The sequence below is a fragment of the Chryseobacterium sp. CP-77 genome (assembly GCF_036362765.1).
Taxonomy (GTDB): domain Bacteria; phylum Bacteroidota; class Bacteroidia; order Flavobacteriales; family Weeksellaceae; genus Chryseobacterium; species Chryseobacterium cupriresistens.
The window spans coordinates 4,998,764-5,025,452 of sequence record NZ_CP143637.1; the positions used below are offsets into that span (position 1 = coordinate 4,998,764).

Genomic DNA, 26,689 nt, shown 5'->3' on the forward strand with positions numbered 1-26,689 from the left:
TTTTTGAATATGCCAAATATTTAATGTACTAAAAACTATAATTTTTTCATTCCGGTTTTGCTAAAAAATTAACGGTTTCTTTAAAATCCCATCAGACAGAGTTTATATGGGAATTCTACTTTTGCCCGAAGTAAAAATCCGGATAACGGTTTTTTAAATTCCTGATTCACAACTTAAAACTATATGTTATTTTAAAACTAAAGCTATTATGAAACATTATTTCTTCTTTTTTTGTTTCGCGGTCCAGATGGCTTTCGGACAGGTTTTGTTCCCTTATTTACAAAACCCGACTCCGAATTCTATGATCGTCAATTGGAAAACAGCTTCCAATAATGAAACAACAGTAATCTACGGAGATTCTCCAACAAATTTAAATGTGACGGTAACAGGAACTACCAATATCTTCTCGGATACCGGATACAACAACAACTATTATTATCACACGGCAAAGATTACGAACCTTCAGCCGAATACCAAATATTACTATAAGATCAAAACCGGAACAAGCGAGTCGGCCGTTTATAATTTCAGAACACTTCCTTTACCGGGACAGGCGGTAACTGCCAATGGAAAGATCCGTTTCCTTATTATGGGAGACAACCAGATTAAAGCAGAGCCAAGATATGATACGCTTACATTGAATGCGTATAAAAAACTCAAGGAAAAATTTGGCGCCAATTCAGATCCGTCAGATAATATTGCGCTTACTTTTATGGTGGGCGACCAGGTAGACGTAGGTACATTGGATCACTATGAAAATGTCCACTTTAAAAAGAATATCAAATTATCACCTTATCTGCCAATTCAGACAACGGTTGGAAACCATGAAACCTACGGAACGATGGGAATGAATTCTTACTATGCCCATTTTTATATTGATGAAATCAGTTATAAAGGGATAAGCTCAGGAAATGAAAATTATTATGCCCAGCAGGCAGGAAATGTATTATTTGTGAGCTTAAGTTCCGAACATACCGGATCAGCACAACAGACATGGCTTCAGCAGATTTTAACCGCAGCCAACAATGATTCTACGGTAGACTGGATTATTTCTTTAAGCCACAGACCGTATCAGGCGGAGCAATACGTAGGAGATATTTCTACCTGGGTAAGAGAAAATGCCGTACCGCTTCTGGTAACTTCTGATAAATATTTAATGCACGTTGGAGCTCACCATCATTTATACCACAGAGGTCAGCTTAAAAACACACCGAATTACCAGATTATTTCCGGAGGAACAGCCTGGGATCAGTATTGGGGAATGTCTAATGAGCAGGATTTTGACGATGTTCAGAAAACATTGACAGACTGGACCTATCAGATTGTGGAAGTAGATGTCCCAACCGGAAAAGTAGATATCGAATGCTATTCAATCGGTGGAATTTACAACAAGAAAAACAATGTATTGGTAGATTCTTTCCACAGATATAAAAATCAGCCCAAGCCGGCAAAACCATCCATTACAAATACTTTCTCAGGGCCAATTACTTTACCATTAACATTGAATGGAAGTGCATTTTCATCTTCCAACGGAGAACTTTTAAATACAACACAGTTCCAGATCAGTAAAACCTCAAACTTTTCTGTAATTGAAAAAGAATTTTACCGTGATTTTGAAAACTGGTTCGGAAAAGACGGAAACGGAACTCCTGATAAAACCAAAAACCTGAATGATGGAGTAGACATCACCAAAGCAACATTGGCAGCGAATTCTATCCCCAACGGAATCTATTATGTAAAAACACGTTACAGAGACAGAAACCTTGAGTGGAGTGAGTGGAGTGATGTAAAACAGTTCGAAATTACAGGAAGTGTGGTTTCAAATCCTACATTTACTTTAAACAAAACTGAATACGCTCAGAATGAAGCTATCACAGCTACATTTACCGGAGGTCCCGGAAATCAGCAGGATTGGGTAGGAATCTATAAAAAAGGACAAACTCCGGCTTCTACAACTTCACAAGGGTATATTTATACGAATGGTCAGATTGCAGGAACAGTAACCTTCAATAATGGTCTGGCTGCTAAAGGACAATATTTTGCAGGATTTTTTGCCAACAACGGGTATACGGAAATCACCCCGAGAAAAAATTTCTATGTAGGACCGAAAGTGCAGCTGCAGACTACTGCTGATACGTATCCTGTAGGAGGAACCGTTACTATTAATTTTACAAACGGACCCAACTTACAGAAAGACTGGATCGGAATTTATAAAATGGGCCAGACGCCGGGGACCACAGCTTCTATCAAATGGAGCTATGTAACAACTGCATCAGGAACATTAAATTTCACAGGACTTCCAAAAGGGTATTATTATGCTCAGTATTTATTGGAAGACGGATATAACGGAATCGGGGAGAAGGTGTTCTTCAAAGTAGGAGATATCGTTACAGATCTTTGGATCAACAAACCTGTTTATACTTTAGGAGAAAATATTACGGCTTCATGGACAGATTCTCCGGGAATCATCAAAGACTGGCTGGGAATCTATCCTCAAAGTGTTCAGACACCGGATGATAATTTTGTTTCTTATACCTATTTTGACGGAATAACTCAGGGAACAAAAACTATTCAGGGAACAGCAGTACCTGCAACACCGGGAAATTACTACATGGTGATGTTTACCAATGATTCCTACACGGAAGTTTCAAACAGAGTACAGTTCCAGGTAACTTCACCCACTTTGGGAACTGAAGAAACCAGAAGTACAGAGAAAAATGTAGTATTGTATCCGAACCCAACCAAACCGGGACAGCCTACTTTTATTAAAAGTGATTACCCGATTGAAAAAATCGAGCTGGTTTCAGCTTCGGGAGAGTTACTGTATGTATCGAAAAATATCAATAACCAACGTTTCTCTTTGGTGAATGAAAATCTTCCGGCAGGCGTTTACTATGTAAAAGTACATGGAAGAAAACTGTTTACTTTAAAGCTGATCATTCAGTAAGGTAAATTACAACATAATTATAACGGAGAGGCAGTCAGCAATGATAGCCTCTTTTTTATGGATGTAAAAAAGTTTAATTTTCCAAAATCATCTGTGAAAGTCTGTGCCATCTGTGGGAAAAGACTTAACAATAAAAATCTGTGATTAAATAAAAAGCGATTCCAAAAAATGAAACCGCCTTTGATATATAGTTGTGGTAATTAGTCAAATAAATGATGCAGATCATCCTCGTTAATCATCGTAGGGGTTTCAGCAGAAGCATTTTCCTCCTGAGTATCGGCCAGCGTTTTAGTTTCCTGAATGAGCTTTCCATCCATATTATAAAGTTTTAACAAGATCCATTTCCCGCTGCGTTCAAGTTCTTTAGCTCCATCCCATGTTTTGAGTCTGATTTTTCCGCTTTGAATAACACCTGCTTTTACAGAAGACTTATTGGCAGGCTTCCCCTTTACATACTGTGTGATTTGTGCTGTAAAGGAATAATCATCCCCATCTTCACTGATCGGTTGTGTAAATGTATATAAAATAGTGCCTTTAGGGTCATAAACAGTTGCATCATAGCCTGTTTGTCTGGCATTCAGCTTTTTTTCAAAACTTAACTTCGTATTGTTACCTTCAAAAAAGCTTTTGATGTTTACAATAATACCTTCCTTATAAACTGTTTCATTAAAGCCTTCATAGGTAGTACCATTATAAGGAATACCATCTTTGTAGGTCAATGTAGATTTCAGCTTTCCATCCGGGGAATAATATTTAATTTCCTGGATAAGATCATCTTTTAAAAATTGCTCGGAGGATAACTTTCCGTCTTCATCAAAATATTTACTGGTTACCTTTGAGCCTTTTTCATAAGTATCAATAGAGGAAATCTGTGAATATTCATAAGCCAGATGATAATCATCCCCGTCCATTGGATTATAAACATCATTTTCCTTATCATATTGGTACACCAGATGGGCTATTTTTTTACCCGACTCATCATAAGTGGTTTTATAGCCATCTTTTTTATTCATTTTCTGTTCCTGTAAGATCTTTCCGCTTTTGCTATAAACAAAACCTTCTTTTACACTGCCGTCCTTTCTGTATTTTTCTATCTTAGAGATCCTCATGGGACTGGAATAGTAATCTACCATCATATTTTCACCCGAACCGGAGGTAGTGTTGCTGCCCAGATATTTTCCCTTTTCACCGTAATATTTTGTTTCAGTGTTGTTGTCCTTATCAATGATGGTTTCATTTCTGATCCCTTTAATGTCATCATCATAAACGGTTGTTTTTACTGGCGTAGAGTTTTCGTAATCCACCACAATATTAAAGTCCATTCCATCCTCAGCATCCTTATAACTGAACATCTTTCCTGAAAAACTTCCGTCAGCTTTATATACCACATCTTCTGTCAGCCTGCCATTCATATCATAAGTCTGGGCCGGACCAATCTGCTGTCCGTTGGAATAGGTGGCAAAATTCTGAACCTTTCCTTCTTCAGTATACCAGGTTACTTTTCCCTCAAAAACCTCACTGCTAGGAGTGGTGTCCGAAGCCAGTCCTTCCATCTGGAGCTTTCCGTCTTTATAGAAATCTTTGATAAGGGTAAGTTTTCCTTTAGGAGTCGTTTCACGATAATACTCCATGTTGTTTGCAGTGGTTTTTTCCCAGTTTTCATCGAAATAAGTTTTCTCCTGTGCGTATACTTTCATGCTCAGTACCAATGCAAGTAATGCTGAGGTAAATAATTTTTTCATGTTTTTATGTAAGCTTTGATATTTTTATATGATTAGTGAGATGGCAGATATCGAAAGAGACCTTCATAGAGGTCAAAAGAAGTAATGAAGACAGTAGTGATCTGCCATAAAATAATTTCTACATTAAAATTGTGTTTAAAAATAATACCCGAAAACAGCCAATGTGCCATGTTTCCTGATTTCAAGCCCCAAATATAAATCAAATTGATGAGATTCACTATGAAAAATGAACAGATCTGTTCGTTTTTATTGCTAAATGTTTGATTATTATTGATTTAAAATGGAAAAGAATAAGATGTAAAGAGTGTGAAATTGCAGGATTATTTCCATTCATCGGATATACAAGAAAATTTATTAAATTTAGCCAACAGAAAAATCTAATATTTCATGATAGATAAAAGAGTAAAAAATGCAAAGGAGGCCATCGAAGGAATTAATGATGGAATGACACTAATGCTAGGTGGATTCGGACTTTGCGGAATTCCTGAAAACTCAATCAATGCTTTGGTAGAAAGCGATGTGAAAGATCTTACTTGCATTTCAAACAATGCCGGAGTAGATGATTTCGGATTAGGATTACTGCTGCACAAAAGACAGATTAAGAAAATGATCTCTTCCTATGTAGGAGAAAACGCTGAGTTTGAAAGACAGATGCTTTCAGGTGAATTGGATGTAGAACTAACTCCTCAGGGAACTTTAGCTGAAAAATGCAGAGCTGCCCAGGCAGGAATTCCAGCTTTTTACACACCGGCAGGTTACGGAACTGAAGTTGCAGAAGGTAAAGAGGTAAAAGAATTCAAAGGAAAACCTCATATTCTGGAGCATGCATACGATGCAGACTTTTCTATCGTAAAAGCATGGAAAGGTGATCATGCAGGAAACCTTATCTTTAAAGGATCTGCAAGAAATTTCAATCATCCGATGGCGGGTGCGGCAAAGATTACCATTGCTGAAGTGGAAGAACTGGTAGAACCGGGACAATTAGATCCGAACGAAATTCATATTCCGGGAATCATGGTTCAGAGAATTTTCCAGGGAGAAAAATTTGAAAAAAGAATTGAGCAGAGAACCGTAAGAACTAAAGAATAAGTTCAAACAATATAATAAAAAGCGCTGAACATGCATTCAGCGCTTTTTTTATGCTTGAGGAGTAAGCGTTTTTCTTTCTCCGATCTGTTGTCTCCACATCGCGTAGTAGAGTCCTTTTTCGTCAATGAGATTGGCGTGAGATCCTGTTTCTACAATCTGTCCGCGTTCAAGAACATAAATTTTATCAGCATGCATAATGGTACTTAAACGGTGGGCAATCAGGACGGTGATCTGTTCCCTTTCTTTCGAAATGTCTTTGATCGTCGTAGTGATTTCTTCTTCGGTGATACTGTCCAGAGCAGAAGTGGCTTCATCAAAAATCAAAAGATGAGGTTTTCTTAAAAGAGCCCTTGCAATGGCAATTCTTTGTTTTTCACCACCACTCAGTTTCAGACCTCCTTCACCGATAACGGTTTCAATTCCTTTCTCAGCCCTTTCCAATAATGCGGTACAGCTTGATTTCTGCAATGCAACGGCCAGATCTTCTTCAGTTGCGGAAGGATTAACGAAAAGAAGGTTTTCTTTAATAGTTCCTGCAAATAACTGGGTATCCTGTGTTACAAAACCAATCTGATTTCTCAGCTCATCAAAATCAAATTCTTTTCCATTGATTCCATTGTAAAAAATATTCCCTTCCTGAGGTCTGTACAATCCAACCAATAGTTTCACCAAGGTACTTTTTCCGGAACCGCTCGGTCCTACAAAAGCAATGGTCTCACCGTTTTTAAGATCAAAAGAAATATTATTTAAAGCTTTATACTGCGCAGACTGATGCTTGAATGAAACATGTTTGAATTCCAGCTCCTCAATAGCCCCGATTTGTTTCGGGTGAAGCGGCTTTTCTTCCACTTCTTTTTTCATCAAACGGTCAAAATTCTGAAGAGAAGCTTCTGCTTCACGATAAGAAATAATAATGTTTCCAATTTCCTGCATTGGCCCGAAAATAAAGAAACCATAAAACATCAGAGATAAATACTGACCTGGTGTAACAATATTTTTAAAAATTAAATACAATAAAGTCAGAGTAATCATCTGTTGAAGAAAATTGACCATGGTTCCCTGAATAAAACTCAAAGAACGGATGCTTTTTACCTTTCTCAGTTCAAGGCCAAGAATCTTATAGGTATTGTTATTTAAACGGATTACTTCCTGATTGGTTAATCCTAAACTTTTAACAATTTCAATGTTTCTGAGACTTTCAGTGGTACTTCCGGCTAAAGCGGTGGTTTCAGTCACAATATTTTTCTGGATCACTTTGATTCTCTTGCTCAATAAATTGGTGACAATGGCAATAAAGAAAATCCCGCAGATATAAACCGGCATAATAGACCAGTGTAAACGGATCGCATACACGGAAACGAAAATAATACTCACCAGAATTCCGAAGAAGATATTAATGAAATTCGTGATAAATTTTACCGTATCTTCTCTTACTTTTGTTAAAATAGACAGCGTTTCACCGCTTCTCTGATCTTCGAATTCCTGATAAGGTAATGCCATCGAATGCTTTAAGCCATCTGTAAATATTTTCGCTCCAAACTTTTGAGTGATCACGCTTACCACATAATCCTGAAAAGCTTTGGCAATTCTGCTCACCATTGCAGTTCCGATAAGAAGCCCCAAAAAGTAAAAAGCCCCATGATATACAGAACTTCCGTATAAATATTCATTCAGGCTTCTGGGCAATAGCTTTTCTTTATCAAAAAAGTTGGGATGAGTAACCAGCTGATCAAGGATATTTCCTGTGATCGCCGGAGCAAATAAAGAAAAAACCTGATTGACAGTAGCCAAAAATAAAGAGATGATTATCAGCCACTGATAAGGTTTTAGATATCTAAAAAGTATTTTCATTCTATTAAAAAATAATAGAACAAAATTACAGATATTATTTTAACTAACAGTGTTAATTATTGAATACAACAAAGCTCTTTTGTATTCAAGTGAAAATAATTAAATTGCAGTCTAAGTTTTTATTATGCTTACAAAAGAACAAATTGCCAAAAGAATTTCAAAAGAACTGAAAGATCGTTATTATGTAAACCTGGGAATTGGAATTCCTACTTTGGTTGCCAATTATGTACCGGAAGGTATTTCCGTAGAATTCCAGAGCGAAAACGGAGTATTGGGTATGGGGCCTTTTCCTTTCGAAGGAGAAGAAGATGCGGATATCATCAATGCCGGAAAACAGACTATTACTATTCTGGAAGGAGGTTCATTTTTTGATTCAGCCTTCAGTTTCGGGATGATTCGTGGTCAGAAAGTAGACCTTACCATTCTTGGAGCAATGGAAGTTTCAGAAAACGGAGATATTGCCAACTGGAAAATTCCCGGAAAAATGGTGAAAGGAATGGGGGGAGCAATGGATCTTGTTGCTTCTGCTGAAAATATTATCGTAGCCATGATGCACGTAAACAAGGCAGGAGAAAGCAAAATCCTAAAAAAATGTACACTACCTTTAACGGGGGTAAACTGTGTGAAAAAAGTAGTTACTGAGTTAGCCGTTCTGGATGTAACTCCGGCAGGATTCAAGCTGGTAGAAAGAGCACCAGGCGTTTCAGTAGAAGATATTATTAAAGCAACAGAAGCAGATCTTATCATTGAAGGAGAAATTCCTGAAATGCAGTTCTAATTCTGAATAACAATATAAAGTTTCGGCCTCACAAAGTGAGGCCGAAACTTTATATAAACGACATCGGAACTCGGAGCTTTAAAAAAATAAATCCTGTGAACGTTAAGAAAATTCTCCTGTCCGAAGCGCGAGGCAAAATCAGAACCGATAAAGAAATAATGATTTCGCGCAAGTTTAGAATTTTTAGAGAACAGGACTTATTTTTAGCGGAGAGATCCAGGTCTTGAATTTTTGTTTCTTTTGTTTCAAGACAAAAGAAAATAAGACAATAAAAAAACAGTTCTTTGCTCATGTAGGCACAAACAAATAGTTCTATTTACTACCTTAAAACTGATATCGGAACTCGCAGCGTCAAAAAAATAAGTCCTGTGAACGTTAAGAAAATTCTCCTGTCCGAAGCGCGAGCCCAAATCAGAACCGATAAAGAAATAACGATTTCGCGCAAGTTTAGAATTTTTAGAGAACAGGACTTATTTTTAGCGGAGAGATCCAGGTCTTGAACTTTTGTTTCTTTGTTTCAAGACAAAAAAAACGGTCCTTTCTTCATTTAAACACAAACAAATAGTTCTATTTACTACTTTAAAAGTGACATCGGAACTCGCAGCGTCAAAAAAATAAGTCCTGTGAACGTTAAGAAAATTCTCCTGTCTGAAGCGCGAGGCAAAATCAGAACCGATAAAGAAATAATGATTTCGCGCAAGTTTAGAATTTTTAGAGAACAGGACTTATTTTTAGCGGAGAGTTCCAGATCTTGAACTTTTGTTTCTTTTGTTTCAAGACAAAAGAAAATAAGACAAAAAAACGGTCCTTTCTTCATTTAAACACAAACAAATAGTTCTATTTACTACTTTAAAAGTGACATCGGAACTCGCAGCGTCAAAAAAATAAGTCCTGTGAACGTTAAGAAAATTCTCCTGTCTGAAGCGCGAGGCAAAATCAGAACCGATAAAGAAATAATGATTTCGCGCAAGTTTAGAATTTTTAGAGAACAGGACTTATTTTTAGCGGAGAGTTCCAGATCTTGAACTTTTGTTTCTTTTGTTTCAAGACAAAAGAAAATAAGACAAAAAAACGGTCCTTTCTTCATTTAAACACAAACAAATAGTTCTATTTACTACTTTAAAAGTGACATCGGAACTCGCAGCGTCAAAAAAATAAGTCCTGTGAACGTTAAGAAAATTCTCCTGTCTGAAGCGCGAGGCAAAATCAGAACCGATAAAGAAATAATGATTTCGCGCAAGTTTAGAATTTTTAGAGAACAGGACTTATTTTTAGCGGAGAGTTCCAGGTCTTGAATTTTTGTTTCTTTTGTTTCAAGACAAAAGAAAATAAACATAAAAAAGCTGCTTCATCATGAAACAGCTTTTATATATTTAGTCTAATCTTATTTATCTCCCATCCTGAGCTCCAAACACCTTCTGCAAAATACTCGTAGTTCTCATGGCAGGTGTATTTCTGATCCCGCTTTCTTTATCTGCTACCATTTTGAAAACTCCATTGATAGTTTCTGTAGTAACATATTCATTAAGATCTGTGGTAACAGCCTGTCCGGTAAACGTATTATACTTTGAAATCAAGTTTTTCCAAAGCGTATCAGCACCTACCTTACCTAAAGAGGCTTTTACTTTAGGCTGAAAGGCATTGAACAGCTGAGTCTGGGTTTTTCCCTGCAGATAGTTGGTTGCAGCATTATTACTCCCTAATAAAATGTTTTTAGCATCCGTAATCGTCATAGAAGTAATCGCGTTTGTAAAAATAGGAGCAGCTTCTGTTACGGCATCTTCAGCAGCTCTGTTTAATAATTTTACCCCTTCATCAGCAAGGCTTCCCATCCCGATTGAACGTAGGGTAGTATCAATTTTTCTTAATTTTTCAGGCATTAAAATCTTTACGGCCTCATTCTTGAAAAAACCATCGGTTACTGCCAGCTTTTTTACACCATCCGTTACGCCCATACTTAAAGCTTCTTTTAATCCCGAGGAAATCTGACTGGAAGTAAGGTTTCCAATATTGGCCGAAGAATTACCGGAGGTGGTAGTGGTTGTTTTAGTAGAAGTTGCTGTACCATTATTTTTTACCGGAACATTAAGATCTACACCCGTTTTGTCTTTAACCGTAGATTTTATAATATCAAAAATTTGTGCATGAGCTGATAAAGAAAATAATAAAGCGGCTGCCAGAAAAATGTTTTTTTTCATCTTATTTTTTTACAAATTTAAACCTTTAATTTTTTTAAGTCGACTAAATTGAACAAAAAACAAACCATAATAAACCGTATTTTATAGAATAATTTCTAGACAGAATGATTTAAAAACTGTAAATACTTCATCTTATAGGGATCCCAATCCATGAGGTCTTTAATTTGTTTTAAAAAAAGGCCCAAAGAGTTTTGAAAAATAATTATCTTAGCTCAAACCTTAACCACATCCAATGATACGGACTTTTTTAGTACTTTTTGTATTGATTTCAAACGTGATTTTTGCCCAGAATAAATTAAACCTAATTCCTTATCCTCAAAAAGTTCAACTTTTACAGGGCGAATTTGTAATCCCAAAAACTTTCGTACTAAGCGGTAACCTGCCAAAAGAGGAAACAGAATATTTCAAAAAGAGAATAGGTTCTCAGGTAGAATTTCAATATGCTCAAAAGGGTGGTAATATTCATTTAACGAACTCTATAATTCCTCAGGCACCAGGAACAGATGCTGAACAGAAAAAGGAGTATTATTCATTAGAAATTTCTCCAAAACAGATCCATATAAAGTCTTACACTAAACAAGGATACTTTCTGGCTCTTCAAACTTTGATCCAGCTTATTGAACAGTATAAAGAAGGAAAGAATATTCCGGCTATGAAAATCGAAGACCAGCCAAAGTTTGCATGGAGAGGAATGCACCTGGATGTCTGCCGCCACTTTTTCACAGTAGATGAAGTGAAGCAGTATATAGATTATCTGGCAATGTATAAACTGAATACCTTCCACTGGCATTTAACGGATGATCAGGGGTGGAGAATTGAAATCAAAAAATATCCTAAGCTTACTCAGATCGGTTCGAAACGTAAAGAATCCATGATTGGGGCTTATGTGGATAATACTTTTGACGGAAAACCTTACGGTCCTTATTTTTATACACAGGAACAAATAAAAGACGTGGTGAAATATGCTCAGGACAGACATATTACCGTGGTCCCGGAAATTGAAATGCCTGGGCATGCATTGGCAGCATTATCGGCATATCCTGAACTGGCATGTACCAAAGGTCCTTTTGAACCTGCTACAAAATGGGGTGTCTTTGATGATGTTTTCTGCCCGAAAGATGAAACTTTTACGTTTCTTGAAAATGTTCTGGATGAGGTCATCAAATTATTCCCTTCCCGATACATTCATATTGGTGGTGATGAATGCCCGAAAACAAGATGGAAGGAATGTGCGCACTGCCAGGAACTGATTAAGAAAAATAATTTAAAAGATGAACATGGCTTACAAAGCTATTTTATTCAACGGATTGAAAAATATGTCAACAGCAAAGGCCGAAAAATTATTGGCTGGGACGAAATTTTAGAAGGCGGATTAGCTCCGAATGCGGCTTTAATGAGCTGGACAGGCGTGAATGGAGGTATTGAAGCTGCAAAATCAAAACACTTTGCTGTAATGACTCCCGGTGCCTACTGTTATTTTGACCACTATCAGGGAGACCCACAGTCTGAACCTAATGCTTTTGGAGGATTTACGCCTTTGGAAAAAGTATATTCTTACAATCCTGTTCCTTCCGAACTGAATGCAGAACAGAGTAAGTACATCATGGGAGTTCAGGCGAATCTCTGGACAGAATATATTTTAGACTTCAAACAGGTACAGTATATGATTTTCCCAAGATTAATGGCGCTTTCTGAAGTGGGATGGGGAACTTCAGATCCTAAAAACTATAAAGAATTTGAAAACAGAGTGATCAGCCAGTTTAAAGTTCTGGATGATATGAAGGTGAATTATGCGAGAAGCATTTATAACATCACCGGAAAAGTAATTCCTTCCAATAAAGGAATTGCTTACGAGCTTTCCACTTCACAGAACTCAAATGGTATCCGATATACACTGGATGGAACAAACCCTTCCATTAATTCTGAGACCTATCAGAATGCAGTTCAGATTCCTAATTCTTTAACACTTAAGTCAGCCTATTTTGAAGACGGGCAATTAAAGAGTGCTGTTTCATCACAACAATTTACAATTTCAAAAACCACAGGGAAAAATATAACACTTGAGCAGCAACCCAATGAAAATTATTCTTTTGGAGGCGCTTTCACCCTGGTAGATGGAATTATCGGAAATGTAAAACAGCTGGGTAAAACATGGCTGGGCTTTCAGGGTAAAGATGTGGTGGCAACCATAGATTTTGGTCAGAAAACAGCTTTCTCAGAAGTGTACTTCAATACCCTTGAGAATAAAGGAAGCTGGATTCATCTGGCTAAATCTGCAAAGATTTTTGTTTCTGATGATAATAAGAATTTCAAACTGATTAAAGAGATTGGTACGCCTGAAATTCAGAAGGCCGGCGGAAAAATCAAAGTGAATGTAGGAACGCAGAATACAAAATACCTGAAAGTAACTATCGAAAATGCAGGTATTATTCCCGCAGGAAATCCCGGAGCAGATTCCAAAGCATGGTTGTTTGTTGATGAAATTGGTGTAAATTAGAATAAAAAATGCAGGACGATACCATACTTTCTTCCGAATTTTCATCATCACCAGATCTGGTAGAAAAGCTGTATCAGTATGGTACAACGAAAAATTATCATGAAGGTGACATTATTTTAGATGAAAATGCTTCCATCCGCTCCATTCCTATTGTGATGAAAGGAATGCTGAAAGTGATCAGAACTGAAGAAGACGGACGCGAAATTTTATTATACTACATCAAAGCAGGAGAAAGCTGTATCATGTCTTTTCTGGGTGGCATGCACAATGAAAAAAGTATTGTAAAAGCAGAGATAGAAGAGGATGCGGAAATACTTTTCTTACCGGTAGACAAGGTGTCTTTATTCATCAAAGAACATCCGGAATGGCTGGACTATATTTTCAGATTGTATCATAAACGATTTGAAGAACTTTTGGATATCATCAATGCCATTGCTTTTAAAAAAGTAGACGAGAGGCTTCTCAACTTGTTGCAGAAAAAATCTGAGCTTACCCGTTCTGAAACCATTCATACAACCCATGAGCAGCTGGCCAATGAGCTGGGAACAGCAAGGGTAGTGGTCTCCAGGCTCCTTAAACAGCTGGAAGAAGACGGAAAACTCAAGTTAGGCAGAAACAAAATCACCCTTCTGAAAACCCTGAACTCATAAGTTCTCTCTCAATTTAATCGAAGGTACTCATATTCCCCTCCTCTGGAGGGGTGGCAAAAATTCAAAGAATTTTTGACGGGGTGGTCATAGAAAAAACCTTCTTATGTAACAAAAGTAGCTGTAGACTTTCATTCATATTCCCATTTTTGCATCAGAATTATTTGAATAGAAATGGAAATTATAGGATATACAGCGGCCGTTTTAATAGGTATTTCTCTGGGGTTAATCGGAGGAGGAGGTAGTATTCTCACCGTTCCCGTACTCGTTTATCTATTTGGGGTCGATGCTTTTATGGCCACAGAATATTCGCTCTTTGTAGTGGGAATCAGTAGTTTGGTGGGCTCTGTGTCCTATTTGAAAAAAGGGTTGATTAACTTTAAAGTGGCGCTGATATTCGGAATACCTTCGGTAATTTCGATTTTTCTGACAAGAAAATATATTCTTCCTCTGATTCCTGAAGAAATACTTCAAATGCACAATTTTACCATTACCAGGAACATTTTTTTATTACTGGTTTTTGCCGGTTTGATGATTCTTGCTTCCTATAAAATGATAAAAAGCAATTCCTCAAAAGAAACTTTAGAAAACATTCAGGATGAAAATAATTTTTTTCTGGCAGCCGGACAGGGTTCGCTAGTCGGTGTTTTAACCGGTCTGGTAGGAGCAGGGGGCGGTTTTATGATCATTCCGGCATTGGTTAACCTGTTAAGAATTCCCATGAAGATTGCAATAGGGACTTCATTAGCTATTATTTCGCTCAATTCTCTGATCGGCTTTTTTTCCTCTGTAAATCATATGAAAATAGAATGGAAACTTTTGATTTCTATTACGGTCATTGCCATTGCCGGAATTATAATAGGATCGCAATTATCCAAAAGAATTGACGGTAAAAAGCTGAAACCCGCATTCGGGTGGTTTATCCTGATCATGGGTATTTATATTATTACGAAAGAAATCTTCCTTTAATGTTCTTATGTAACAAAAGTAGCTGTACAGGAAAGCAGAAAGCAGGAAATTTGTATCAGATAACAAATCAAAATAAAACAGAATGAAAATAGAACAGATTTATACAGGATGTCTTGCTCAGGGGGCTTACTATATAACCTCAGCCGGAGAAGCTGCTATTATTGATCCTTTAAGAGAAACTCAGCCTTATATCAACAGACTGAAAGAAGATGAAGTAAAATTGAAATATATTTTTGAAACCCATTTTCACGCAGATTTCGTCAGCGGACATCTGGATTTAAGCCATAAAACCGGAGCTCCGATTGTTTACGGGTCAACAGCCAATCCCGACTTTAATGCAGTTATTGCAGAAGATGAACAGATATTTGAACTAGGAGATATTAAAATTAAAGTTCTTCATACACCCGGACATACCCTTGAAAGTTCATGTTACCTTTTAATGGATGAAAATGGTAATGAAAAGGCTCTTTTTAGTGGTGATACCTTATTCCTTGGGGATGTTGGCCGTCCAGACCTGGCGCAGAAAGCAGCAAATATGACCCAGGAAGAACTGGCAGGACTTTTATATGATAGTTTGTATCATAAGATTTTGCCTTTAGATGATGATATTACAGTCTATCCAGCTCATGGAGCCGGTTCAGCCTGCGGTAAAAACATGCAGAAAGAAACAGTAGATACTCTGGGAAATCAAAAAAGAACCAATTATGCCCTGAATCAAAAGGACAGACAGAGTTTTATAAAAGAAGTAACGGATGGTCTTTTGCCTCCACCAGCGTATTTCGGAATGAATGTGATGATGAATAAAAAAGGGTACAGCAGTTTTGATGAAGTACTTTCAAAAGGATTGCATGCCCTTGCTCCGGAACAGTTTGAAGAAATTGCCGAAGCCTCAGGAGCTTTGGTATTGGATGTAAGATCCAATCGTGAATTTGCCGGAGGTTTTATCCCGCAGTCCATTAATATAGGATTGGATGGTGATTTTGCCCCTTGGGTGGGAGCTTTAATTGCTGATGTCAACCAGCCTATTCTGCTGGTTACTGAAAAAGGAGCTGAAGAAGAAACGGTAACCCGGTTGAGTAGGGTAGGGTTTGATCATATTTTAGGTTTTCTGGACGGAGGTTTTGAAAGCTGGAAAACAAGCGGAAAGGAAACTGACTTTGTCAACCGTATCTCTGCAGAACAGTTTGAAACTGAAATCAAAGAGAAAGAAGCAAAAATTATTGATATAAGAAAAGAAAGCGAATACCATGCAGAACATATTCATGAAGCTTACAGTAAACCTCTGGCCTATATCAATGAATGGATTCATGAGATAGAGCCAGCAGAACATTTCTACATGCATTGTGGAAGCGGCTATAGAAGCACAATGGCAGCGAGTATCCTTCAGGCAAGAGGCTACAGAAACTTTTCAGAAATTGAAGGTGGTTTTAAAGCCATTGCCTCCACAAATGTTCCTACAAGTGATTTTGTGTGTCAGACTAAAATTTTAAATAAATAGAAAAATGCTGGAGATTATAAAAGAACCCTGGCCGTGGTATATTGCCGGTCCGTTGATTGGGCTTACTGTGCCTGCCTTATTGATTATGGGAAATAAATCCTTTGGAATCAGTTCCTCACTAAGGCATATCTGTGCAGCCTGTGTTCCGGCCAATGTGAATTTTTTCAGATACGACTGGAAAAAAGAAGCCTGGAATTTATTTTTTGTCCTGGGAATCTTCTTCGGAGGAATGATTACATCCCAATTTTTGGTGAATCCCAATGAAATAACAGTGAATCCTGATCTGAAAGCAGAATTGGCAGGCTACGGAATTACAGATTACAGCAATCTGGTTCCGTTACAACTGATGAATTTCGAAAGCCTGTTGACCCTTAGAGGATTTATCATGATGGTTGTGGGAGGATTTTTGGTAGGCTTCGGAACAAGATATGCGGGCGGATGTACCAGCGGACATGCCATTATGGGGCTTTCCAACCTGCAGTGGCCGTCTTTGGTGGCAACAGTCTGTTTCATGATCGGTGGATTTTTAATGGCAAACTTTGTTCTGCCCATCATTCTTTCCCTATAAATATAATTTTAAAAAGAGAATTACATTATGATCAAAGAAAAAGAACAGGATATACGTCATCAGGATGCTGTTTGCGTGAACGAAAGTGCCCTTACTCACCAATGGTATCACAATCTGAAATACCTTGCCGCAGGAATTATTTTTGGGATTATTTTCGTAAAAGCAGAGGTGATCAGCTGGTTCAGAATACAGGAAATGTTCCGCCTGCAGTCTTTCCATATGTACGGAATTATTGGAAGTGCTGTATTGGTAGGAATGATTTCAGTGTGGCTGATTAAAAAATTTAAAATAAAAACAATGTATGGGGAACCTATTACATTGACCCCTAAAAAGTTCAACAAAGGTCAGATCTACGGTGGATTGATTTTTGGTTTTGGCTGGGCGATAACCGGAGCCTGTCCGGGACCTCTTTTTGCTCAGATCGGGACGGGTGCTTTAGCCGTATCTGTTACCTTACTGAGCGCTATTGCCGGAACATGGGTATATGGATATTTCAGAGACAAATTGCCTCATTGATACCTTATAAATTATAAAAAAGACTGCAGATTATTTCTGCAGTCTCCCAAGTATAAAAATTATGAATAAATAAAATTCTCCGCACCTAAAGCCATATAAAGATTAATGCGCTCTATTCTGTACTGAAGTTCCAGATTGATGAGGTTCATTTCATTTTTCAAAAGATCTCTTTGTTTACGGATCAGTACAAAACTGTTGCTGGTACCGACCTTTATTTGTTTTTCGGTAAGAGAAATATTGTTTTTCAGTTCATTGACAGCGTTGGTTGTATAAGCCATCTGTCTTTCAATAGAACGGAGATTAGCTAAAGAAGATTCCACTTCGTTCAATGCATTCAGAACAGCTTTTGAATATTCTTCAACAACCTGTTTCTGCTGGGAATTTTTTACTTCCACATTCTTTTTCAGCTTTCCACCGTTGAATAGCGGAGAAACTAATCCTCCGCCCACTTTTACCAAAGGATTGGAAAATAAAGAATTAATGGATTCCACATTACTTCCGGCACTACCAAGTGAAGAACTGATACTTAATGAGGGAAGTCTTGCTGCTTTAGCTTCCTGTACTTCATAAAAAGCTTTTTCGATCTGGAAATGACTGGCCTGTATGTCTGATCGGTTTTCAAGAAGTTCCAGAGGAAAAGATTCAGGAATACTGCTTTTTACGGAATTAAAGAAATTCTGGGTTGCCAGCTTTCCCTCCGGATACTTTCCGGTAAGAAGCTCCAGAGACCTTCTCGACTGCATATTGGCATTTTTAATCTTTTCAAGATACCCCTGCAGGGAAATAATTTCGGCAGAAATATTGGACACATCGATAGCATTTGCTGTTCCAATTTTCTTTTGAATGATATAGAGCTTTTCCAGGTCTTTAGTCTTCTGAATATAGCTTTCAATCTTATCTTCCTGAATGTTTCCTGCAATATTCAGATAATAAGCTTTGGAAATCATTCCTGCAATAGACTGATGCAGCAGTGTATTCTGATGTTTTGCAGAAAAATAACTGCTGGTGCTGGCCATCTGTGAAGATTTATTTTTACCCCAAAGGTCAATTTCCCAATTGGCTTTTAACGCAAGGCGCTGAACCTGGCTGCCACTGACCAGATTATTCGAAGTGTTGGCCACAGCACTTACGCTCGGATAAAGGTCGCTTCCGGCAGTTTCCATCGCCAGCTCAATCTGATTAAGCTTTTCTCTGGCAATAATAAGATCTGCATTGTATAACATTCCTTCTTTAACCAGGGCTTCCAGCTGTGGGGTCTTAAGATCATTAATCCAGTCGTAGGAAATTGATTTTGATCCAGCCTTTCTGTCAAAAATCCAGTCATCAGGAATTTGTATATGAGAAGCAATTTCACTCTTTTCTTTAAGCTGATCTATATTTTCCTTCGTAGCCTCTTTATAACCGATGCAGGAGCTTAAGGATCCAGCAAGTATGCTCACTAAAATTAACTTTTTATACATGTTAATGAAGTTTAGGAATCAGGAAGTTGATTTTGCTGTTGATACGCACCATTACTTTTCTGATAAGATGAAGAGGTTTAATGTGGTCAGAATAAATTACCGCAGTTCCTCTTGCTCCCACTGTAAGCTGCTTCTGATTGTCTTCTAGTACAAATTTGGCAATAAGCTTTCCATCGGTTTCCGGCAATTGTCTTGCCGTATCAGGAAGTCCGGCTGTAGAACCATTTCCGCCCAGCATTCCTCCTGCATTATTCATGATCCCCTGGCTGGTAGCATCAATGACATATTCAAGTCTGGCTTTCACCACTTTTCCAGGTTCTGTTTTAAGAGCAAGCTCTACTTCATCTCCTTTTTTTACTGATTCAAGTTCATTCTGAGCAAAAAATCCAATGACTGACTGTTGTTTCTGAATCAGAACAAATGCAGATTTGAAAGGTGCCATAATAGCTCCTTCATTCAGCTGAACATTCGGAATCACACCATCCGTAGGTGCCAGAACAACGGTTTGAGAGAGATTCCATTTGGCCTGTTCCAGCTTAGCCTGGATCTCAGACACCGATGAATTTTCTCCACCATAAGAAGCATTGGATTTTGTTTCCAAAGACTGCTGTTGTGACTGTGCAGCACTGATTCTGGATTGTAGATCACGTGCATTGGTTATCGCCTGTTCAAGATCAAATTTGTTGGCTGCTCCTGCCTGTACAAGCTCCTGATATTGTGATACTCTTTTGTTGGCAAGATCAAGCTGCGACTGTAATGCCGTAATATTTTTTCTGGAGGCCGAAATGTCTGCATCATAAGAATGTACAGTAGCTTTCATACTGCTCAGTTTAGCTTCCAGTGATTTAATTTCCTGTAAATAGGGCTCCCTGTCAAGCATAAATAAAGTATCTCCCTTTTTTACTTCCTGGTTGGTACTTACATATACTTTTTTTACCTTTCCCAAAACCTGGGTAGTGATATCCACACTTCTGTTTCCCACCTTTACATCAGAGGTAATGGGACAGTAATAATTTAAACTCAATATCAAGGCGATAGATCCGAAAATAGGCAGTGAATACACTATTACCTGCGTGGTAAATGTCCACGGGATCAATTTTAATTTTTTAATGAGAAGCCAGCAAATCCCGGCATATATTGCGACTAGTAATTCCAGCATGTCTTTTAATTTTCGATGGGTTTAAATTCTTCTTCAGGTAAATTTGTTTTGTCTGTTTCCTTTTCAGGAGCCGTTTGATTTCCATAATCATAGTTGGCCCAGATTAAGGCAACCGGCCATAAAAGGCCGCCAAAGACCAGTGAAAGAAGGCACATGCTTTTGATAGCGTTCAATTGAGGATGATTTTTCTTTTCTGCTACCTTTTCCGGATAAATATGAACCTTCCAGAAGAGATAAATTCCGGCAACTGGCAATACAACCAGTATTAGCCAGGAAGCTCCATCGGCTATTTTGTCTTCAAGATTGCCTGTAGATGCCTGAGCAAAATTGCATGCCAGTAACAGGCAGAGAATGGTGGTTATTCTTTGCATAAATATATATGGTAATAAAATTTTGACTTAAGAAAATACAGATTCAGATCCCGATGAATATCCGGACAATCACATATTAATCCTGTTAAGATGTAAAGACTATTCTATAAGATGGAATGCTTTGGAGATGATTATATTTTTTTTCATTTGGTTTTTTTAGTGGTGAAGAACAAGTTTTTGACCGGACAAAATTATACTGAATGCAACAATTAAAAATATTCTTAAGTTATTTTTTTCCTTGATTCTTTTTTTTATTGTCGCGGGCAGTAATACGGGAAAGGGAATTGGGAGTGATGCCCAGAAAATTAGCAATGTATTTTCTGTTGGCATTTTGACAGACAAACGGATGGCTATTCAGAAAATCTTCATAACGGGAAAGCGGCGAGCTCCTGCAGAACTGCTCTGTGCGTGCTGATAAAATGCTGATAATCTGTTTCAACGATTTCAAATACAAATTGTAAATTCCTTTATGCTGAAAGGCAGTCTGCTCAAATTCACCTTTGTTAAAAAGAATAATCTGAGAATCAATCACGGCTTGTATGGTATACTTTTTAGTACCTTCAGCAGAATAAGATTCCGGACTCTCCAGAAAGGCAACCTCTTTTTCTGAGGGCAGAAAAGTATTAATTTCAACTCCGTTTTCATCGTCAAAGAAAAATCTCAAAAGACCATTGGTCAATATAAATAAATGGTTAAACGGCTGACCGGGCTCTAATAGTTTTTCTTTTTTCCGAAGAAGCTTAGGAGTACTGATGCTTGCAAGGACATGGATTTCTTCATCCGATAATTCCTTAAAGCAATCCATTTTTCTAAAGGTTTTAAACATATATATTAATTAAAATAACCATTATAAAAATAATAAAAAATTGCCAAGAAAAATAGTGGGAAAACCATAAGATTTTCAACGGATTTTTTTAAGATATTTGCTTTGTATTAAATAATTCTTACATCCAATGAACAATAACCGAAGAAGTTTTATCAAAAAACTGGGAATTGCAACCGCAGCACTTACCATTAACCCTTTAGAACTAATGGCCGCAGAACGACCTGAAAGTAAAAAAATCATCAATAAACCTATCGTTCTTTCCACCTGGAATTTCGGATTAAAAGCCAATGAAGAAGCATGGACCATCCTTGGAAAAGGAGGGCGAGCTCTGGATGCCGTAGAAAAGGGAGTACGTCTCGTAGAATTAGATCCCAAAGAAAGAAGTGTAGGATATGGAGGCCGTCCGGACAGAGACGGAAGAGTGACGCTGGATGCCTGTATCATGGATGAGAATTATAATATCGGTTCCGTAGCATGTCTGGAACATGTTAAAAACCCGATTTCGGTTGCGAGAGCCGTAATGGAAAAAACACCCCACGTTATGCTGGTTGGGGACGGTGCGCTGCAGTTTGCCCTTTCACAAGGTTTTAAAAAAGAGAATCTTCTCACTCCTGAATCAGAAAAAGAATGGAAAGAATGGTTAAAGACCAGCCAATACAAGCCCATTGCCAATATTGAAAACCATGATACCATCGGAATGATCGCTTTGGATGCACAAGGAAATCTTTCCGGAGCTTGTACTACCAGTGGAATGGCTTTCAAAATGCATGGCAGAGTAGGAGATTCCCCAATTATCGGAGCAGGGTTGTTTGTAGATAATGAAGTGGGAGCAGCTACGGCAACAGGTCACGGTGAAGAAGTCATAAGAACGGTAGGAACACATCTTGTGGTTGAATTGATGAGACAAGGCAGAAATCCACAGGAAGCCTGTAAAGAAGCTGTAGAGAGAATTGTAAAAATCAATCAGCGAAGAAACAAAAATCTGAAAGATATTCAGGTAGGTTTTATTGCCATCAATAAACAGGGAGAATATGGGTCTTACTGTATTCAGGATGGATTCAACTTTGCGGTGTACGATCAGAAAGGAAACCGCCTTGAAAAGCCTGAATTTGCTTTGAAATAATTAAAAATTCAATAGGAATGGGCTATAATCCTGAGCATAGACGAAGGAAGCCCATTTAAACAAATCAATGACACCTGGTAGCTTTAGCCAAAACATAAAATAAATATGAAAAGAACGATTATCGCTTCCTTGTTTATGATTATTGCTTGCAAGGAAGAAAAGAAGGAGATAAAAAAAGATGGTGAAATCCAGCCAATAAAAGAAAAAGTAGTTTTGCATAATGAGTCCAATGAAGCTGAAGAAGCCCAAAAATGGTTGGAAAAAAGTATTGTCGATTATTTTAAAGCTGATATCGGAAGTGAAGAAAAGAATATGCGGAAAATCACAACCAAAGACTACTTTGATTATAAAATGGATGCAATGAATGTTGATCTGGATGTAAGCGGAGGCCTTACTGAAAAAGAATTTCAGGATAAATGGAGAACCAGATTTGATGTAAGTAAAGCAGGTGTTGGAGCGGGCTTCCTGATTGCAGCACAGGATTGGGATAAAATTGAAGTTGGAAGCTGTGATTTAGAACTCTCCTCAACAGATGAATATCTCTTCAATGTAGTGCTGACAGACAAAAATGTTAAAGCAGAATATCCATCAGTAATAAGAGTAGTAAAAGAAAACGGTTCTTTTTTGATTGCAGATGTACTGCAGGAAGAACCAAAATCAAATTAAATAGATACAATACAATGTCAAAAATAGAAATAGCTTGTTTTAATCCTGAATCAGCGATTATCGCTTTTGAAAATGGGGCAGACAGAATAGAATTATGTGATGGACTCAGTGAAGGCGGAACGACTCCGGATTTCGAAACGATGAAGAAGCTTCGTGAAAAAATTACAATCCCGATTTTTGTGATGATCCGTCCGAGAGGTGGAGATTTTACGTATTCAGATTCGGAATTTGAACAGATGAAAAATGACCTGGCTCATTTAAAATCATTACATGCAGACGGTTTTGTATTCGGTATTCTGGATGAAAATGATGAGGTTAATATAGAACAGAATAAAGCTTTAGTAGAGTTGGCCGCACCGTTTCCATGTACTTTTCACCGTGCTTTTGACCGTGCTGCAAGCCTGGAAGAATCTCTGGAAAAAGTAATCGAATGTGGTTTTACAACCATTCTTACCTCCGGTCAGAGACCCAATGTATCTGAAGGAAAAGAGAATCTGAAAAAGCTTGTTGAATTATCCAACGGAAGAATAGAAATCCTTGTCGGAGGAGGTCTTCGTTCATCCAATATTGAAGAGATAAGAACCCTTACAAATGCAGGATATTTTCACTCTTCCGCTATTACTGATGGTGGGGCTTTTGCGAATGCGGATGAAGTGGTTGCTCTGAAAAGTAAATAATATTTAGTGATATTATCGTTGTTTATTTAAACGCAAAGTTTAATAGATAAAATGTATGATATATTGAGTGAGCAAAGTATTGCGGCAAAGCCGCTGATTAAGCTTGAAAATAATAGCTTCATCCAATCGATTGAAAATCGATTCCATCTTCGCTTCCTTAAAATATTATAGAGCCAAATATGAAACTTTGCGTTTAAAAACTACACAATAAAAATAAAAACACACAAATGAATGACAGAAAACGAATTATCCTACAAAATAATAGGAGCAGCAATAGAAGTGCATAAGAACTTAGGAGTTGGTCTTTTAGAAAATGCATATGAAACTGCTTTAGTTTATGAATTAAAGATGTTGGGACTCAATATTAAACAACAACTATCTTTACCTTTAAGGTATAAAGAAGTATACATAGAAAATGCATACAGAATTGATTTGATTGTAGAAGATAAAGTTATTGTAGAAGTGAAATCTGTATTGGAGTTACATCCTATTTTTCACTCACAAGTATTGACTTATCTCAAACAGACTAACATAAAATTGGGATTGCTTATTAATTTTAATAATGAACTTATTAAATATGGAATCCATAGAATTGTAAACAAATTTATTGATGAATAGAACGACCCTTTTTGCTTTACTTTTTATGCAGAATATCCTTTCTGCACAGTTTTCACAAAGAAGCTTGTCTTCGGAGAACTGGCAGTTTAAAAATTCAAAAGACTCAAACTGGTTTCCTGCGAAAGTTCCGGGAACCGTTCATTTGGATTTAATGGATAATAAGATCATTCCTGATCCTTTTAAGGATGAAAATGAAAAGAAAGTGCAATGGGTTGAAAATGAAGACTGGGATTACCAGACCTCATTTACTATTTCACCTCATGAACTAAAGAATGAAAACATTGATCTTGTTTTTAACGGTCTGGATACATTTTCAGAAATTTATCTTAACGGAAAACTGTTAAAGAAAACAGACAATATGTTCCGAAAATGGAATATTCCGGTGAAACAATATTTGAAACCGGGTCATAATACATTGCAGATTAAGTTTACATCCGCTGTGAATACCGGAAAGGAATTAGCGAAAAAAATTCCGTTCACCCTACCGGAATCACCAAGAAGTTTTGTGAGAAAAGCACAATACCAGTTCGGTTGGGATTGGGGACCAAGGCTGGTTACTGCTGGAATATGGAAAGATGTTCAGCTGGAATTCTGGAATAATGCTAAAATTATTACGGTTAAGGATATTCAGAAAAGAGTTCCCGGCACTTCTGATAATTTGAGCTTTGAAGTTGAAATGTATGCTCAAAATGACGGAGATTATACATTGGATCTTAATGAAACTCACCAAAAAATATCTTTAAAAAAGGGGATAAATAAGATATCGGTTCCTTATGAAACAAAAGGAATGAAGCTTTGGCAGCCTAACGGACGTGGTGAAGCACATCTTTATGATTTTGAAGTGAAACTATCTAAAGATCAGAAAAATATTGATACTAAAAATATCAGGATAGGCTTAAGGACCGTTGAATTGATTCAGGAAAAAGACGAAAAGGGGAAATCATTCTATTTTAAAGTGAATGGGCAACCACTGTATATCAAAGGAACCAACTGGATTCCGGGAGACAGCTTTTCACCCAGAATGACCAAAGAAAAATACCAGAAACTGATCAGGGATACCAAAGAAGCCCATATGAATATGATCCGTATCTGGGGTGGAGGTATTTATGAAGATGATGAATTTTACAAAGCCTGTGATGAAAATGGGATACTAGTGTGGCAGGATTTTATGTTTGCGGGAAGCTTTTATCCGGCAGATGAAGCGTTTTTAAACAATGTAAAAGAAGAAGTAAAAGACCAGGTCAACAGACTTCAGAATCATCCGTCCATTGCTTTGTGGTGCGGGAATAATGAAATTGATGAAGCGATTGTCAACTGGGGATATCAGAAACAGTTCAACTATTCAAAAAGCGATTCATTGCAGGTTTGGAAAGACTACAAAAAGCTGTTTCATGATGTTATTCCAAACGCATTGGCGGAAAACCTTTCTTCTGATAAAAATATATACTGGCCGAGTTCTCCGTCCATTGGCTGGGGACATAAGGAAAGTCTTACCGAAGGAGATTCTCATTACTGGGGCGTTTGGTGGGGTGAGCAGCCCTTTGAAATTTATAACGAAAAAGTTGGACGATTCATGTCTGAATATGGCTTTCAGGGTACACCAACTCTTGAAACGACAAAATCAATGTTTTCCGGAGTTCCGGATTTAAACCTTCAGAATCCAGCGATAAAAGCTCACGAAAAGCACGCCCGTGGCTGGGATATCATTAATGAATATCTGAAGCGTGATTACAAAATTCCAACGGACTTTGTACAATACAACTACGTTTCACAGCTCTTGCAGGCAAGAGGAATGCAGATCGCTATTGAAGCTCACCGCCGTGCAAAACCTTATAATATGGGAACGCTCTATTGGCAGCTGAATGATTGCTGGCCGGTGGTTTCCTGGTCTTCTATTGATTACCTTGGAAACTGGAAAGCCTTCCATTATCAGGCGAAAAGAAGCTTTGAACCTGTTTTGGCATCAATAGCGGAAACCGAAAAAAGCTACGACATCTATCTGATAAGCGATCTCTTGAAAGAACTGAAAACAGAGACAAAATTTGAATTGATTGATTTCACAGGAAAAGTACTTTGGAAAGCCAGTCAGTCAAATCTTATTAATGCTGATGCAAGCAAGAAAGTACGAAGTATCAGTAAATTGGATTTGTCTCAGTTTAATCTGTCTGAAGCCGTTTTGAAGATTAGCTCCGAAAAGGATGCAACATTTCAAAAACTGTTCTTCTTTAGTAAACCAAAAGATCTGAAACTCTCACAACCTGATATTAAAATCAGAAAAATATCACCCACTGAAATTGAAATCTCAACAGATAAGCTGGCTAAGGACATTTATTTAATCGGTGATACTCATTTCAGTGATAATTTCTTTGATCTTTTGCCAGGAACTTCAAAAAGGATTACCCTTTCAAAACCTTTGGAAAAGGTAGAATTAATGAGCCTTTGGGATGTGATGAAGGAGTAATAGTCAATTTTAATTGATAATAAGAAAA

21 protein-coding genes are annotated in these 26,689 nt (G+C 37.5%); 14 read left to right on the forward strand and 7 right to left on the reverse strand.

Going from position 1 to position 26,689, the window contains the following annotated elements:
• Positions 1-208 precede the first annotated feature (208 nt).
• Positions 209-2,947, forward strand: coding sequence for a fibronectin type III domain-containing protein (locus tag V0410_RS22395; protein ID WP_330745692.1), 2,739 nt, complete (start codon positions 209-211; stop codon positions 2,945-2,947).
• 200 nt (positions 2,948-3,147) lie between these two features.
• Here the strand turns inward: V0410_RS22395 and V0410_RS22400 are convergent, their stop codons facing one another.
• A complete protein-coding gene (locus V0410_RS22400) occupies positions 3,148-4,689 on the reverse strand; it encodes a membrane-binding protein (RefSeq protein WP_330745693.1) in 1,542 nt (513 codons plus the stop codon).
• Positions 4,690-5,076: 387 nt separating this feature from the next.
• On the opposite strand from V0410_RS22400, the gene V0410_RS22405 reads away from it, so the two are divergent.
• Positions 5,077-5,778 (forward strand): CoA transferase subunit A, encoded by a 702-nt coding sequence (locus V0410_RS22405; protein WP_062671053.1) that lies wholly within the window; start codon positions 5,077-5,079, stop codon positions 5,776-5,778.
• Between the two features lie 48 nt (positions 5,779-5,826).
• Here the strand turns inward: V0410_RS22405 and V0410_RS22410 are convergent, their stop codons facing one another.
• A complete protein-coding gene (locus tag V0410_RS22410) occupies positions 5,827-7,629 on the reverse strand; it encodes an ABC transporter ATP-binding protein (RefSeq protein ID WP_330745694.1) in 1,803 nt (600 codons plus the stop codon).
• A gap of 124 nt (positions 7,630-7,753) precedes the next feature.
• Between V0410_RS22410 and V0410_RS22415 the strand changes: the two genes are divergently transcribed.
• Positions 7,754-8,407: a CoA transferase subunit B gene (locus tag V0410_RS22415; RefSeq protein WP_002980639.1), complete on the forward strand. Its 654-nt coding sequence runs from the start codon at positions 7,754-7,756 to the stop codon at positions 8,405-8,407.
• Positions 8,408-9,795: 1,388 nt separating this feature from the next.
• Here V0410_RS22415 and V0410_RS22420 read toward each other — a convergent pair.
• A complete protein-coding gene (locus V0410_RS22420; protein WP_330745695.1) occupies positions 9,796-10,605 on the reverse strand; it encodes a DUF4197 domain-containing protein in 810 nt (269 codons plus the stop codon).
• 232 nt (positions 10,606-10,837) lie between these two features.
• Here V0410_RS22420 and V0410_RS22425 point away from each other — a divergent pair, with 232 nt between their 5' ends.
• The 6 genes from V0410_RS22425 to V0410_RS22450 all read left to right on the forward strand — a co-directional run bounded on the left by V0410_RS22425 (position 10,838) and on the right by V0410_RS22450 (position 17,300).
• Entirely contained in the window at positions 10,838-13,102 is a 2,265-nt protein-coding gene (locus V0410_RS22425; RefSeq protein WP_330745696.1) for a family 20 glycosylhydrolase, read from the forward strand.
• A gap of 8 nt (positions 13,103-13,110) precedes the next feature.
• Positions 13,111-13,752 carry a Crp/Fnr family transcriptional regulator gene (locus V0410_RS22430; RefSeq protein WP_330745697.1) on the forward strand — a complete coding sequence of 214 codons (642 nt, stop codon included), beginning with the start codon at positions 13,111-13,113 and terminating at the stop codon, positions 13,750-13,752.
• 171 nt (positions 13,753-13,923) lie between these two features.
• Positions 13,924-14,718, forward strand: coding sequence for a sulfite exporter TauE/SafE family protein (locus tag V0410_RS22435; protein WP_330745698.1), 795 nt, complete (start codon positions 13,924-13,926; stop codon positions 14,716-14,718).
• A gap of 82 nt (positions 14,719-14,800) precedes the next feature.
• Positions 14,801-16,216: an MBL fold metallo-hydrolase gene (locus tag V0410_RS22440; RefSeq protein ID WP_330745699.1), complete on the forward strand. Its 1,416-nt coding sequence runs from the start codon at positions 14,801-14,803 to the stop codon at positions 16,214-16,216.
• 4 nt (positions 16,217-16,220) lie between these two features.
• Positions 16,221-16,784 (forward strand): YeeE/YedE family protein, encoded by a 564-nt coding sequence (locus V0410_RS22445; RefSeq protein ID WP_330745700.1) that lies wholly within the window; start codon positions 16,221-16,223, stop codon positions 16,782-16,784.
• Positions 16,785-16,811: 27 nt separating this feature from the next.
• Positions 16,812-17,300, forward strand: coding sequence for a DUF6691 family protein (locus V0410_RS22450; RefSeq protein ID WP_330745701.1), 489 nt, complete (start codon positions 16,812-16,814; stop codon positions 17,298-17,300).
• A gap of 59 nt (positions 17,301-17,359) precedes the next feature.
• On the opposite strand, the gene V0410_RS22455 is transcribed toward V0410_RS22450, so the two are convergent.
• The 4 genes from V0410_RS22455 to V0410_RS22470 form a co-directional block, all read right to left on the reverse strand.
• Positions 17,360-18,739: a TolC family protein gene (locus tag V0410_RS22455; protein ID WP_330745702.1), complete on the reverse strand. Its 1,380-nt coding sequence runs from the start codon at positions 18,737-18,739 to the stop codon at positions 17,360-17,362.
• Positions 18,740-18,761: 22 nt separating this feature from the next.
• Positions 18,762-19,919 carry an HlyD family secretion protein gene (locus V0410_RS22460; protein ID WP_330745703.1) on the reverse strand — a complete coding sequence of 386 codons (1,158 nt, stop codon included), beginning with the start codon at positions 19,917-19,919 and terminating at the stop codon, positions 18,762-18,764.
• 5 nt (positions 19,920-19,924) lie between these two features.
• Positions 19,925-20,290 (reverse strand): DUF3302 domain-containing protein, encoded by a 366-nt coding sequence (locus tag V0410_RS22465; protein ID WP_330745704.1) that lies wholly within the window; start codon positions 20,288-20,290, stop codon positions 19,925-19,927.
• Positions 20,291-20,516: 226 nt separating this feature from the next.
• Positions 20,517-21,095, reverse strand: coding sequence for a Crp/Fnr family transcriptional regulator (locus tag V0410_RS22470; protein WP_330745705.1), 579 nt, complete (start codon positions 21,093-21,095; stop codon positions 20,517-20,519).
• A gap of 148 nt (positions 21,096-21,243) precedes the next feature.
• Between V0410_RS22470 and V0410_RS22475 the strand changes: the two genes are divergently transcribed.
• The 5 genes from V0410_RS22475 to V0410_RS22495 all read left to right on the forward strand — a co-directional run bounded on the left by V0410_RS22475 (position 21,244) and on the right by V0410_RS22495 (position 26,661).
• Positions 21,244-22,239, forward strand: a complete 996-nt coding sequence (locus tag V0410_RS22475) for an isoaspartyl peptidase/L-asparaginase family protein (protein ID WP_330745706.1) — start codon at positions 21,244-21,246, stop codon at positions 22,237-22,239.
• A gap of 105 nt (positions 22,240-22,344) precedes the next feature.
• Entirely contained in the window at positions 22,345-22,905 is a 561-nt protein-coding gene (locus tag V0410_RS22480) for a hypothetical protein (protein ID WP_330745707.1), read from the forward strand.
• Positions 22,906-22,919: 14 nt separating this feature from the next.
• Positions 22,920-23,582, forward strand: coding sequence for a copper homeostasis protein CutC (locus V0410_RS22485; RefSeq protein WP_330745708.1), 663 nt, complete (start codon positions 22,920-22,922; stop codon positions 23,580-23,582).
• Between the two features lie 231 nt (positions 23,583-23,813).
• Positions 23,814-24,200, forward strand: a complete 387-nt coding sequence (locus tag V0410_RS22490) for a GxxExxY protein (protein ID WP_330745709.1) — start codon at positions 23,814-23,816, stop codon at positions 24,198-24,200.
• The gene (locus V0410_RS22495) at positions 24,193-26,661 is read left to right on the forward strand and encodes a beta-mannosidase (RefSeq protein ID WP_330745710.1); all 2,469 of its coding nucleotides are present in this window, start codon (positions 24,193-24,195) and stop codon (positions 26,659-26,661) included. The genes V0410_RS22490 and V0410_RS22495 overlap by 8 nt, the downstream gene beginning before the upstream one ends.
• The last annotated feature ends 28 nt before the right edge of the window (positions 26,662-26,689 follow it).

Bases quoted from the DNA above. Each gene is read 5' to 3' on its own strand.
- V0410_RS22430 (WP_330745697.1), top strand. From the start codon at position 13,111: ATGCAGGACGATACCATACTTTCTTCCGAATTTTCATCATCACCAGAT.
- V0410_RS22480 (WP_330745707.1), top strand. From the start codon at position 22,345: ATGAAAAGAACGATTATCGCTTCCTTGTTTATGATTATTGCTTGCAAG.
- V0410_RS22465 (WP_330745704.1), bottom strand. From the start codon at position 20,290: ATGCAAAGAATAACCACCATTCTCTGCCTGTTACTGGCATGCAATTTT.
- V0410_RS22435 (WP_330745698.1), top strand. From the start codon at position 13,924: ATGGAAATTATAGGATATACAGCGGCCGTTTTAATAGGTATTTCTCTG.
- V0410_RS22485 (WP_330745708.1), top strand. From the start codon at position 22,920: ATGTCAAAAATAGAAATAGCTTGTTTTAATCCTGAATCAGCGATTATC.
- V0410_RS22395 (WP_330745692.1), top strand. From the start codon at position 209: ATGAAACATTATTTCTTCTTTTTTTGTTTCGCGGTCCAGATGGCTTTC.
- V0410_RS22470 (WP_330745705.1), bottom strand. From the start codon at position 21,095: ATGGATTGCTTTAAGGAATTATCGGATGAAGAAATCCATGTCCTTGCA.
- V0410_RS22405 (WP_062671053.1), top strand. From the start codon at position 5,077: ATGATAGATAAAAGAGTAAAAAATGCAAAGGAGGCCATCGAAGGAATT.
- V0410_RS22420 (WP_330745695.1), bottom strand. From the start codon at position 10,605: ATGAAAAAAAACATTTTTCTGGCAGCCGCTTTATTATTTTCTTTATCA.
- V0410_RS22495 (WP_330745710.1), top strand. From the start codon at position 24,193: ATGAATAGAACGACCCTTTTTGCTTTACTTTTTATGCAGAATATCCTT.
- V0410_RS22450 (WP_330745701.1), top strand. From the start codon at position 16,812: ATGATCAAAGAAAAAGAACAGGATATACGTCATCAGGATGCTGTTTGC.
- V0410_RS22400 (WP_330745693.1), bottom strand. From the start codon at position 4,689: ATGAAAAAATTATTTACCTCAGCATTACTTGCATTGGTACTGAGCATG.
- V0410_RS22410 (WP_330745694.1), bottom strand. From the start codon at position 7,629: ATGAAAATACTTTTTAGATATCTAAAACCTTATCAGTGGCTGATAATC.
- V0410_RS22460 (WP_330745703.1), bottom strand. From the start codon at position 19,919: ATGCTGGAATTACTAGTCGCAATATATGCCGGGATTTGCTGGCTTCTC.
- V0410_RS22425 (WP_330745696.1), top strand. From the start codon at position 10,838: ATGATACGGACTTTTTTAGTACTTTTTGTATTGATTTCAAACGTGATT.
- V0410_RS22440 (WP_330745699.1), top strand. From the start codon at position 14,801: ATGAAAATAGAACAGATTTATACAGGATGTCTTGCTCAGGGGGCTTAC.
- V0410_RS22490 (WP_330745709.1), top strand. From the start codon at position 23,814: ATGACAGAAAACGAATTATCCTACAAAATAATAGGAGCAGCAATAGAA.
- V0410_RS22475 (WP_330745706.1), top strand. From the start codon at position 21,244: ATGAACAATAACCGAAGAAGTTTTATCAAAAAACTGGGAATTGCAACC.
- V0410_RS22445 (WP_330745700.1), top strand. From the start codon at position 16,221: ATGCTGGAGATTATAAAAGAACCCTGGCCGTGGTATATTGCCGGTCCG.
- V0410_RS22415 (WP_002980639.1), top strand. From the start codon at position 7,754: ATGCTTACAAAAGAACAAATTGCCAAAAGAATTTCAAAAGAACTGAAA.